Origin of the sequence: Streptomyces sp. NBC_00443, from assembly GCF_036014175.1 — a bacterium.
Lineage (GTDB): Bacteria > Actinomycetota > Actinomycetes > Streptomycetales > Streptomycetaceae > Streptomyces.
Genome location: NZ_CP107917.1, coordinates 8392028 through 8403769, shown reverse-complemented (window position 1 = coordinate 8403769; position 11742 = coordinate 8392028). Strand labels below are relative to the sequence as shown.

The following is an 11742-nucleotide window of genomic DNA, read 5'->3' as shown; positions in this document are numbered from 1 at the left end:
TCGGACGGCGGACAGCCCGCTCAGAAAGCGCTTGCACTTCGAGGGCGACCCTAGGCAGGGACGGAATGTAAGGACAACCCCTCTGCGGCGAGATGAGCAAAGCCCGACCCGTCCGGCTCGGCCCACCTCCCGCACGCTCCCCTTTTCGACAGCCGCTCAAACGACCGAAGATCACCGCACCGCCCAGGGCTTTGGCGCACTTCAACTCCCTTTCACAGAGGGCCCGTTGACAGGTATCGGCATCCGCGTCACGGTGATGACCCGTCGTGCTCGGGAGGTCACCGATGACAGCAGCCGGCCCCGATACCGATTTGGTCAACCGCGTCCGGGCACTGCGCCCGCTGGTCCGCGAACACGCGCTGCGCGCCGAGCAGGAGCGGCGGGTCACCTCCGAGGTCGCGGCGGCGCTGACGGACGCCGGCATCCACCGGATGAACGTCCCCCGGCGGTACGGCGGCTACCAGAGCCGGCTGCGCACACAGGTCGACGCGGTGGCCGAGATCGCCTCGGTGTGCGGCTCGACGGCGTTCAAGACGGTGATCCAGGCCGGCTGCTCCTACATCGCGGCACTCTTCCCCGACGAGGCGCAGGACGAGATCTTCACCAACCCCGACGCGAAGGTCGGGGGCACCCTCGTGCCGGACGCGACGGCGGTCCGCTCGGACGGCGGCTACCTGGTCAACGGCACCTCGGGCTTCGCCACCGGCTGCCACGACGCCGACTGGCACCTGCTGACGGTCCGGGTCGGGTCCGAGTCGGGTGAGGGGCCGCCGGAGCTGCTGTGGACGGCCGTACCGATGGCCGAGCTGGAGATTCTGGACGACTGGTACGTGTCGGGGCTGGCCGGGACCGGCAGCGACAGCGTCGTGGCGCGGGACGTCTTCGTGCCGGCGCATCGGGTCCTGCCGGTCGGGCCGCTGCTGGCGGGCCAGGTCGGGTCGAAGTCCAGCGCCGACGACCCGTTCTACCGGATGCCCGTCCTGTTGCTGTTCTGCGTGTGGGCGGCGCCCAACGCGCTCGGCCTGGCCCGGTCCGCCCTGGCGGAGTTCACCGAGCGCAGCCGGCGGCGGGGCATCACGTACACCCCGCACCAGCGCCAGAACGAGGCCACGGTCACTCATCTCCAGGCGGCCGAGGCGGCCATGAAGATCTCCTGCGCCGAGCTGCTGACCGCAGAGTTCGTCGCCCTGATCGAGTCGCGTGCCGAGTCGGGCGAGCCGTACACGCCCGAGCAACGGGCCAGGATCCGGGCGCAGAGCGGCTATGTGGCGCGGCTGTGCAAGGAGGCCGTCGATCTGCTCGGCTCCGCGGCCGGGGCGTCGTCGCTGCACCGGGACGTGCCGATCCAGCGGGCGGTGCGCGACCTGCACGCACTGAGTCTTCACGCGTTCGTGAATCCCGCGACCAACCTGGAGATCTACGGCCGGGTGCTGTCCGGTGTCGAACCGGGCACGCCCTTTCTGTAAGCCCCCGGGGCGGGGGTCACCCCTTGTTCAGGAAGCGCCGCAGCCGGGTCAGCGGCCAGGTGTTGATCACGTCGTCCCCGGTGAGCCAGCCGCGCTGGGCCGTGCCCACGCCGTAGCGCAGGTTGGCCAGATGGGTGACGGCGTGGGCGTCGCTGTCGACGGCGAACTTCACACCGTGCCGCCTGGCCCGCAGGATGTCCTCGTCGCGCAGGTCCAGCCGGTCGGGATGGGAGTTGATCTCCAGGGCCGTTCCGGTGCGCGCGCACGCGGCGAACACGGCGTCGAGGTCCGCGTCGATGCCGGGGCGCTTGCCGATGAGACGGGTGGTGGGGTGGCCGATGATGTGGACGTGCGGGTTCTCGCAGGCCCGGACGATCCGCCGGGTCAGCGCCTCGCGCCCCTGATTGAAGTGCGAGTGCACCGAGGCCACGCACAGGTCGAAGCCGGCGAGGAATTCCGCGGGCCAGTCCACGTCGCCGTCGGGGCCGACGTTCAGCTCGGCACCGTGCAGCACCCGCATGCCGGCCCGTTTGCCGCGCTTGCCGTAGTCCCCGTCGAGCTCGCGGACGCGTTCGCGCTGGCCCAGGATCCGTTCGTCGGTCATCCGCTGCATGGCCATGTCCGGGCCGTGGTCGGTGACCGCGTAGTAGGCGTAGCCGCGCTCGGCGGCCGCGGCGACCATCTCCTCCAGCGGCGCGAGCCCGTCGGTGAGGTCGGTGTGGGTGTGCAGGTCGCCCCGGATGTCCTTCTCCTGGATCAGGTCGGGCAGCTCGCCGCGCAATCCGGCCTCGATCTCGCCCCGGTCCTCACGCAGGGTGGGCGGGATCCAGGGCAGGCCGAGCCGGGCGTAGACGTCCTCCTCGGTCTCGGAGACGATCTTCTTGCCGGACTCGGCGTCGAAGAGCCCGTACTCGGAGAGCTTGAGCTTCTGGCGGACGGCGATCTCCCGGGTGCGGATGTTGTGCGCCTTCGAGCCGGTGAAGTACTGCATCGCCGCGCCCCAGGAGTCCGGCGGTACGACGCGCAGGTCGACCTGGAGGCCCCTGTCCGTACGGACCGACGTCTTCTTCGCGCCGTGCGCGATGACCTCCGAGACATACGGCAGCTCGGTGAAGGCCCGCATGATCGGCTCCGCCTTGCTCGCCGCGACGAGGATGTCGATGTCGCCGATCGTCTCGCGGACGCGGCGGAGCGAACCGGCGTAGGAGCAGCGTTTGCAGCCGGTCACCTGGGACATCTCGGCGACGATGTCCTCGGCAAGGCTCATGGCGGCGTCGATCAGGACGCGGTCGCCGGCGGACTGGAGCAGGGCGATGCCGTGCAGGATGTTCTCCTCGGTCTTCGGCCCGAGGCCCTTCAGGTCGCGCAGCCGCTCCTCGTGGATGGCGTCGGCGAGCTCCTCAGTCGTGGAGATGCCCAGCTCCTGGTAGATGACCAGTGCCTTCTTCGGGCCGAGTGTGGGGATGGCGGTCAGCTGCCGGACTCCGGCCGGGATCTTCGCCCGTAGTTCCTCGACGGCGGACACGCTGCCGCTGGTGAAGTACTCGACGACCTTCTCGGCGATCGACTTGCCGACGTTCGGGATCTCCTTGAGGGCCTTGACGTCGAGCGTCGACACGTCGGCATGGTGGCCGCCGATCGCCCGGGCGGCCTTCTCGTAGACACGTGCCCTGAACGCGTCTCCTCCGGTGATGGAGATCAGATCCGCGTACTCCTGGAACAGTGCGGCGACCTCGTCGTTGGACCGAGCCACACCTCCAGGGTAGGCAAGGTGGGTCCGGGCGGCACGGTGCCGGTCGAGCCGCCCGTTTCCCGCCCGGCCCCGCCACCGGCTTCTCTACTGGCCCAGGGGTGTGGGGGGAGTCTTCGTCGTGGTGTCGGGTTCGGGTGTCCGGGCCGGGATCGGAGGGTGAGCCGGGGTCGCCAGTTCCCTGGTCAGGGCGTCGGTGATCCTGCGGGCCAGGAGCGGGTCGGCCGGCAGGGTGTGTGCGGCGAACCAGCGGGCCGCCGAGGGGTCGGGGGACGGTTCGACGAACTCGGCACCCGCATAGTCGTCGAGCGGCGGGTCGTAGACGTAGCCCGCGACCACGCCGTGATCGACGAGGCGTGCCACGAGGGCGTTGCGGTCGTGGACCAGAAGCGGCACCCGGAACAGTCCCGGAGGGCCGTCGTGTGCCGTCCTCTCGCGCAGGGCCGGGGTGGCCCAGGTGGTGCCCGCGAGCAGCGAGACACCGGCCCGGCGCCGGGCGAGGTCGCCGTCGAGCAGGGCCATCCGCAGCTCCAACTGCCCCCGGACCAGGGCCCCGTGGCGGGAGCGGAAGCCGTGCAGGTCGACCCTGACCCAGGGCTCGTAGGCGGCCAGGCTCGGCGCGTGGCGCGCGCTGCCGGCGAGGCGCGGCGCGTGCAGGGCCATGCGGAAGTCGTCACGTTCGAGCAGGCCCAGGCGCTGCATGGTGCGCCAGACCGGGCGCACCAGGTGCAGCGAGCGCACGGCGGACCGTGCCAGTGGGCGCAGGGTGGTGGTCAGGTCGTGGCGGAGGCGGCGCGGGGTCAGCAGGTCGTCGCGCAGCAGCTCCAGCTCCCGTCGGGTGCGTACGTCGTCGACGGCGAGGAAACCGCCCGCCATCCCCGCCACGTGCTTGGACAGGCTGAACGCCGCCGCCTGCCCGAAGGTGCCGATCGGCTGCCCGTCCACGTGCGTGCCGATGGCGTGCGCCGCGTCCTCGATCAGGGGGATCCCCAACTCGTCGCAGCGGCGGCGCAGTTCGACGACCCGGTCCGGCATGCCGTACAGGTTGGTGGTCAGGACGGCGTCCACGTTGCGCCATGTGGTCTTCGGTACGGCGGCCGGGTCGATGTTGCCGTCCCACTGGGACACGGGGGCTTGTACGGGGCGCAGTCCGGCGGCGAGGACGACGAAGAGGATCACGTCGTCGTTCACCGGCGACATCAGCACCCGCCCGCCCGGCCGGCACCAGCGTCGCAGCGCCAGGTACAGGGCCAGTCGGGCCGAGGGCGTGTAGACGCATTCGCGTCCGATGCGCCGTGTCATCATCGCGGCGAGCCGCGATCCGTACGGCATGGTCACCTCTTCCGTGGAAGGGTCCGACGAAGGGCCGCCCGAGGCGGGCGGTGTGCGCTCGCGGGCATCGTGAGGGGCCGCGTGCAGGGGTTCCGAGGCAGCGAGGGCCAGGGCTACGACGCCGAGGCGGCGAAGGACGAGGGTCGTGGCCCCGCTCAGCGGGCGCGGGCTCCCGCTCCCGGCGAGTGGGTCAGGACCGAGGTGCGCAGCGAGCCGACGGTCTTCAGCAGCCGGTCGGCGGGCTCGCGCAGCCCGGGGTGGGCCAGGACCGTGTTTCTGAGGCCACGCACCGGTCTGCGCCACATCCGGTGTGCCGTCGCCATCGGGTGCGGGCGCACCGCGAACCCTTCGGCCACCCGCAGCTCACGGGACTTCAGCCAGTCCTTGTACTCCTTCTCGCCGCGCCCCATGTCCATGACCGTCACACCGTCCCGGCCCGCGGCGTCGGCCATCCGCAGATGCATCATCAGTCCGGGCGAGTAGTAGCCGAACTCGGGGTCGTAGGCGGTGAACCACGCTGCGAACACCGTGCGCGACCTCGGCCCGAAGTGCGCGGCGACCGGCCGGTCCCCGGCGTACACCACGGACAGGATGCCGGTGAAGTGCTCCTCGCGGACCTGGAAGAGGTGGTCGACCAGGTCGACTATCCACGGCTTGGAGAAGCGGTCCATCCGCCCCGTTCTGCGGTACTGGGCGGACTTCCACCGCATGAGGGTGCGCAGCACGCGCGGGTCGCGCTCGTCGTACACGAAACGCACCTCGCCCACGTTCCGCCCGAGGCGCCGCTCCTTCTTCAGCGTCGTCTTGGCGAGCCCCGGGTACGCGCCGCGCAGCCAGTCGGCGTAACTGCCCTCGCCGGGCTTGAGATCGAGCACGGGTGAGGCGAACGTCCCCGTGACGTAGGGCGCGAAGGGTTTCTGCTCCTCGACGAGGTGGTCGAACTCGAAGACGGACAGATTGCAGGCCCGCAGCAGTTCCCGGGTGTCCCAGGTGACGCCCGGCCGGTGCACTAAAGCCTGGCAGTCGGACAGACCCAGGCCGATGGCCTTGCCGACGCCGTACGCGTTGCGCTCGTAGGGCAGGAAGCCGACGGCCTCCCCGTCCTCGTGCAGGACCGCCACCCGCGCTCCACCGCGGGACCTGCCGACCCCGGTCGCGAACTCCGGCGCCAGGAACGGGTTGGCGTAGTCGGGCGACTCGTCCATCGCCCGGTGCCACGCCCGGCGCAGCGATTCGTTCAGTTCCTCGGGTCTGTGCATCGTGATGGCGCTAGTGGACCGCATGGCGACCGCTCCCCCCAGAATCCCCCAAAGAAGCGCCTAATGGCGCCTCGCCGCATTTCCCCCAAGTCGAACCTTGCGGCGAGGCTCAAACGTCGCGAAACAGTACGCACGCTGTCAAGATGCCTGATGAATCCTTTAGCTGTGCTTGGTAACCATGGCGCGACGGCAGCTCGGGTCAGCGGACCGCGACGACGACGTGACTGTCGCCGTACTGCCAGACGGCACCGGCATGGCCGAACCCCGCCTGCCGCAGCAGCCGTTCGTGCGCGGCCACGGACAGGTGAGCCGCGCTGACGGTTCCGTCGCCCGGCTGCCGTCGGCATCGGCGTCGGCGTTCGGCGAGGAGGTCGGCCAGCTCGGGATCGGCCGCGACGGACGTCCACCAGGCGTCCCAGTCCTCGTGCGCCAGAGCGTGCCCCCGCTCGGCGTGGCGGCGTCCGACGCACCCCGCGAGTCCGGCGAGCGCGGTGTCGTCGTGCGGGAAGTGGTCGCCGTTGACGAGGACGCCGCCGGGCCGCAGCAGCGCGGCGAGTTGCCGGTAGGTGCGGTACAGGGCGTCCGGGCTGAGGTAGTGCAGTGCCGTCGTCGACACGGCCGCGTCGAGCGGGCGGTCGAGGTCCAGGGCATGGGTCCAGCCCTCCTCGCCGATCACCGCGTCGACGTAGCGGGCCGCATCCGCGTGATGCGTGCGGGCCAGCTCCAGCAGCAGCGGGTCCATGTCCACGCCCACGATGTCCGCGTGCGGCAGCCGCCGGGCCAGCCGTGCCGCCAAGGAGCCGGGACCGCAGCCGAGGTCGACGACCAGCGGCCGGTCCGAGTGGCCGGTCACGGCCTGCTCCACGACATCGGCGATCACCGTGAACCGCTCCTCGCGGTCGACGGCGTACCGCTGCTGCTGGCGCTCCCAGCGCTCCACCCACCGCTCCGCCGTCGCCAGGCTCAGCCCCATCCCGTCGTGCACCTCGCCGTTCCGCACCCGTCCGCACCGTCTGCGCAGACCCTACAGGTGGAAACGGTTCCCATTACCTCTGATGGCGGTACGTCACCCGAGCGTGGCAAGGACGGTCAACAAGCGGTCCACCTCCTCGACGGTGTTGTAGACGTGCAGACTCACCCGCACCGAGCCGGTCCGCTCCCCCGCGCTGCCCTGGCAGTGCTGGTCGGAGCGGATCATGAAGCCATGGCTGTAGAGGATGAAGCCGAGGTCCGCGGAGTCGATGGCGTGGTGGCGGAAGGTGACGATGCCCTGGCGCCGCTGCACGGACGAATCGGCGGCCATGCTGCTCTGGCAGCCGAGGATCTCGTAGGCGTCGAGGTGGCGCAGGCCGTCGGTGAGGCGGGCCGCCAGAGCGACCGTCCACTGCTCGATCCGTTCGGTGCCGGCCTCGTCCAGCCAGTCCAGGGCGCTGGTGAGGGACGCGATGCCGACGGTGTTGGGGGTGCCCGACCAGCCGCCCGGCGTGAACTGGGGCCCGCGTGTCCGGCGGGACCAGACGGCCCCCGTGCCCGGCAGGGCCAAGGCCTTGTGCCCGGAGAAGACGACGAAGTCGACGTCCAGCTCGGCCACGGACACCGGCAGATGACCGACGCTCTGGGCGGCGTCCAGGCAGATGACCGCGTCCGGGCCGACCGCTTGCCGGATGCGGTGGACGTTCATGTTGCCGCCGTACACGTGGTGGACGTGACTCGCGGCGACGAACCGGGTCCGTGGGCCGGCCAGTTGCGCGAGCGCGGTGTGCTCGTAGTCGCCGGACGCCCGCTGGTACGGCATCGGCCGCACGCTGATGTGGACGCCCTGCCGGGCCAGTTCCCGCTGAGCCTCAAGCCAGGGCGCGATGTTGGCCTCGTGGTCGGCCACAGGGACGACGATCTCGTCCCCGTCGGTCAGGAGCTGGGGCAGCCAGTCACGGGCGATGGTGCGCAGGCCCTCGGTGGTGCCGCTCGTGAAGTGCACGGCCGAGCGTTCCGGGGCGGGGTCGTCCAGGAACTGCTTCACCCGGTCGCGGGCCTGTTCGACCAGGGCCGTGGTCCTGTTGGCCCAGGGGTAGGTGCCACGTCCGGCGTTGGCGTTGGTCGTGGTGAGGTAGGTGTGGACGGTGTCGAGCACGTCCTGTGGTTTCTGGGCGGTGGCCGCGCTGTCGAGGTAGGCCAGTTCCGGATGCGCGGTGATGATCGGGAACCGGGCGCGCAGCGCACGCTGCCACACCCCCAACTCCTCGATGACGGCGCTCCCTTGGGTGTCGGTCCTGGGCAGGGTCATCGGCGTCAGTCCCGTACGAGGGGTGCGCCGGCGTCGCGCCAGGCGATGATGCCGCCGGTCAGGCTGCGGACGTCCGGGTGCCCCATCCGGGTCAGCAGGGCGGCGTGGCGGGCGGACTTCTCGCCGACCGGGCAGGCCAGCAGGACGGGGCGGCTGCGGCTGAAGGGCAGTCCGCCGTGGAGGAGTTCCTCGAAGAGCTCGTCGACGATGTTGACCGACCCGTCGATGTGCAGGGCGGCGTAGGCGTAGGGGCTGCGCAGGTCGACGACGAGAGGTTCGCCGGTGGCGATCCACTTCTGGGCGTCGGCGACGCCGATGGCCGGTGCCGTGCGCACCTCGGCGTCCGAGAGGTCGGCCGGGGAGTTCCTGCGGCGCGGGCGGCCGAAGAGGTCGGGGCGCCGCTGCCGGACGTAGCTCAGGTAGCTCTCGACTCGGTCGCAGACGATGAAGACCGCCGACTGCCGCTCCGTCGATACCCCGCCGTTCCGTCCTTCCAACGCCTCGTCGAGGGGCGCAGTTGGCGTACGGCCCCGAAGTAGGCGGCGCCTCCGGTGGGGCCGGCGAGGATGCCGCAGCGGCGGTTGAGGGTCAGCATGCCCTCGATCGCCTCGTCTGCGCCGACCGCCTCGATCGTGTCATAGGTGCCGGGGTCGAACAGGCCGACCTCGTGCGCCTCGTCGATGGTGCGGATGCCGGGGATGAAGTCGGACTTGGCCGCGACCAGGCCGGCGACCCGTACGGCGGGGTCGTGCTCGCGCAGGGCGCGGGCGACGCCCGTGGAGGAGCCGGCGGTGCCCACGCAGGCGATGAACCAGTCCGGGGCCCGGCCGTCCAGATCCTTGACGATCTCCGGGCCGGTGCCGGTGAAGTGGGCTTCGGTGTTGCGCGGGTTGAAGTACTGGTCGGTGTGCAGATACGTGCTGTCCGGCTCGGAGAGGGTGCGGTGGAACAGCGTGAGCGGGTCGTCGGTCGCGGTCGGGTCCAGGCACTCGCTCTGGCCTGGCAGTTCCTCGATCTCCGCGCCCAGCAGCAGGAGCAGGTCCTTGATCTCGGGGATGCGCATCCGGTTGGTGACGCTCTTGAAGGTCAGGCCGTGCATGCCCGCGAGGACGGCCAGGGCCTTGGCGGTGTTGCCGCTCGACAGCTCGACGACCTGGCCGCCTTCCCCTTCCCCTTCACCTGCCGCGGCGGCCAGGTGCGGACGCGCCATGTTCCAGGCGGCCCTGTCCTTCACCGATCCGAAGGGATTGAGCAACTCCAGCTTGGCGTACAGGTCGATGTGCCTCAGTCCGTGCACGGCCGGGTCGATGCGCACCAGCGGTGTGTTGCCGATGGCCTCGGTGATGCTGTCGTACCTCACTGCGCTCCCCCCACGGGTGTGGTCGGCCAGTACTGGTCGTCCAGGCACCAGTGCCACGCGTCGCCCTCCTGCCAGGCGGCGACCTTGCGCGCGACGGGCTGGTGCTGGGCACGGGTGGCGTGGAAGTCGATGCAGTAGCCGGCCGTGTTGGCGAAGGCCAGCAGGTCGCCCGGTTCGGGGCGGCGGGGCAGGAAGACCGTGCGGCGGGTGATCAGATCGGACTCCAGACACAGGCTGCCGAAGAGGTGCACGGCGACGGGTTCGGTACGGGTGTCGGTGCCGGCCCCGGCGGCGGTGTTCGTCGTGTCCCGGGGCAGGACGACGGGGTCCATGAGCACCCCGTGCTCCTCCAGGGCCACGTCGTCGGCCTTCGCGGCCAGCCGCACGGCCAGGGGGCCGCCCGTCTCGGGGTCGCGCACCTCCAGCACCTTGGTCAGGGTCAGTCCGCACTGGTCGAGCAGTGCTCGGCCGGGTTCGCTGTGCAGGTCGTACAGGTGCTCGAGGAGCTGCGCGGCCAGGGGGCGGCCGCCGAGGGACGCGGCCGGGTGCGCGAGCAGTTCGTCGAGGTAGCGGGCGCCGGCGACCTTTCGGTGAGCGGGGTACAGGCCGAGCGTGCCGCGCAGGGTGCCTGCTTCGTTGCGGAGGCCATAGCCGTGGCCGCCGTAGGTCAGCGGTGGGCGGGTGCCCAGGACGGCTTCGGTGAGTTCGGTGGTGTACCGGTCCCATTGGCCGCCGTCGGCAAGGTAGTTGATGCCGAAGCCGCCGCCGACGTCCACGGCACGGGGCCTGAGCCCGCGGCTCCGGCACTCCTCCAGCACGCGCAGACAGCCCTCCAGCGCCGTGGCCTTCTCGGTGAGGCTCGTCGTGTCCAGGTGGTACGCCACGCCGACGAGCTCGACGACGTCGCCGTGCCGCTCGACGGCCTCCAGCAGCGGCTCCAACTCGCGCACGTCGGTGCCGAATCGGCTGCGCCGGCTCAGCACCCGTACGCCGGAGGCCTCGAAGCCCGACAGCCGGAGCAGGATGCGGGTCCTGGGCAGCGCGTGTTTGCGTACCAGCGTGGCGAGTTGCTCCAGTTCGCCTCGGGTGTCGAGGCTGACGGTGACCGACGTACGGGCCGCCAGCCACAGGAATTCCGGGTTCTTCGGCCCCGTCGCCGTGATCCGGTCGGGAGTGAAGCCGGCGCCGAGGGCGTGCTGCAGCTCCCCGAGGGAAGCGACGTCCACGCCGGCGTCCGTGGCGGCGAGCCGACGCAGCAGGGCGCTGGACCGGTTGGCCTTGTGGGCGAAGTACACCTGGCCGGAGAGATGGTGGCTGCCGTACACCGAGCGGAACTGCTGCAGATTGTCGGTGAGTTGGTCGGGCACGACGACGTTCAACGGCGAGCCGAGGCCTTCCGTGAGCGTGTGCAACAGGCCCGGGACGTTCAACAACGAGCGCAGCCGCGATTCCAGCCGCGGTTCGAGAAACAAGGGCTGCCCGCCCATGCCTGGCCCCTCCTCAGCGCTGCGGGCCCGACACTCCGGGCGCTGACGGACACTCCCCGCGGTTTGCCGTATAGCTCCTTTCCCTGGCCGCGCGTGGTCTACGCCCCGTACCTGCCCTGCTGGGCGGTACGTCAACAGGTGGGCTGAAAATCACCGTGCCCCTGACTGACCACGGGCTGGTCCCGGAGCCGCCCATTCCGTGATAGGGACACTTCAGTTGACGCGACAGACGGGTGGGAGCGCTGTGTTCGGTGGACGTGCGGCGGTCGTCCTGGTCGTGGCGGGGGTACTGGGACTGGTCGGCTGCGCCGACTCGCCCGCACCGCCGCGCTCGGCATCACCCCCGGTGTCGCAGGCGCCGACCTCTCCCCCGGCCTCGCCTTCGACGTCCCGGAGTTCCTCGACGTCCCCGAGTCCCTCGACGTCCCGGAGTCCCTCTCCGGTCCCCGTCACCGGGCCGGATCAGGTGCTGGTGACCATGGTGGTCACCGGCGGCTACGCGGGCGTGCACAAGGAGGTGGCCCTGCGGGGCGACGGCACCGTGCACACCGACGACAAGGGGGAACGCGCCGTCCGTCGCACCGGCACCGCGGAGTTCACCGAGCTGCGGACGCTGCTCGGCGATCCGGCGCTGGACGAAGTGTCGGACTTCACGAGGGACATGGAGGGGGCGGACATGTTCCAGTACACGCTCCGCTTCGACGGCCGGACTGTCACGACGGACCGCTCCGTCGACGAACCGGCCCTCGACCGACTCGTCGACGCGCTGAGCGAGTGGCTGACGGAGCGGTGACACCGGCAGCC

The 11742-nt window shown here is 70.9% G+C and carries 8 protein-coding genes and 1 pseudogene; 2 read left to right on the top strand and 7 right to left on the bottom strand.

Going from position 1 to position 11742, the window contains the following annotated elements; all coding sequences use genetic code 11:
- The first annotated feature begins 284 nt into the window (after positions 1–284).
- On the top strand, positions 285–1466 hold the full coding sequence (locus tag OHO27_RS38260) for a flavin-dependent monooxygenase (RefSeq protein ID WP_328429511.1): 1182 nt from the start codon (positions 285–287) through the stop codon (positions 1464–1466).
- 16 nt (positions 1467–1482) lie between these two features.
- Here the strand turns inward: OHO27_RS38260 and polX are convergent, their stop codons facing one another.
- From polX to OHO27_RS38225, 7 genes and pseudogenes are all read right to left on the bottom strand, one after another.
- Positions 1483–3219, bottom strand: coding sequence for a DNA polymerase/3'-5' exonuclease PolX (polX, locus tag OHO27_RS38255; protein ID WP_328429510.1), 1737 nt, complete (start codon positions 3217–3219; stop codon positions 1483–1485).
- An 84-nt stretch (positions 3220–3303) separates the two neighbouring features.
- Complete coding sequence (locus OHO27_RS38250) at positions 3304–4548, bottom strand: DegT/DnrJ/EryC1/StrS family aminotransferase (protein ID WP_328429509.1); 1245 nt, start codon at positions 4546–4548, stop codon at positions 3304–3306.
- Positions 4549–4703: 155 nt separating this feature from the next.
- Positions 4704–5831, bottom strand: coding sequence for a GNAT family N-acetyltransferase (locus tag OHO27_RS38245; protein WP_328429508.1), 1128 nt, complete (start codon positions 5829–5831; stop codon positions 4704–4706).
- 175 nt (positions 5832–6006) lie between these two features.
- Positions 6007–6780 (bottom strand): class I SAM-dependent methyltransferase, encoded by a 774-nt coding sequence (locus OHO27_RS38240; RefSeq protein WP_328430672.1) that lies wholly within the window; start codon positions 6778–6780, stop codon positions 6007–6009.
- A gap of 93 nt (positions 6781–6873) precedes the next feature.
- Positions 6874–8091 (bottom strand): aminotransferase class V-fold PLP-dependent enzyme, encoded by a 1218-nt coding sequence (locus OHO27_RS38235; RefSeq protein WP_328429507.1) that lies wholly within the window; start codon positions 8089–8091, stop codon positions 6874–6876.
- Between the two features lie 5 nt (positions 8092–8096).
- Positions 8097–9451: pseudogene (locus OHO27_RS38230) on the bottom strand (pyridoxal-phosphate dependent enzyme).
- Positions 9448–10938 (bottom strand): Y4yA family PLP-dependent enzyme, encoded by a 1491-nt coding sequence (locus OHO27_RS38225; RefSeq protein WP_328429506.1) that lies wholly within the window; start codon positions 10936–10938, stop codon positions 9448–9450. The pseudogene OHO27_RS38230 and the gene OHO27_RS38225 overlap by 4 nt, the downstream one beginning before the upstream one ends.
- A gap of 472 nt (positions 10939–11410) precedes the next feature.
- Between OHO27_RS38225 and OHO27_RS38220 the strand changes: the two genes are divergently transcribed.
- The gene (locus OHO27_RS38220) at positions 11411–11731 is read left to right on the top strand and encodes a hypothetical protein (RefSeq protein ID WP_328429505.1); all 321 of its coding nucleotides are present in this window, start codon (positions 11411–11413) and stop codon (positions 11729–11731) included.
- Positions 11732–11742 lie beyond the last annotated feature (11 nt).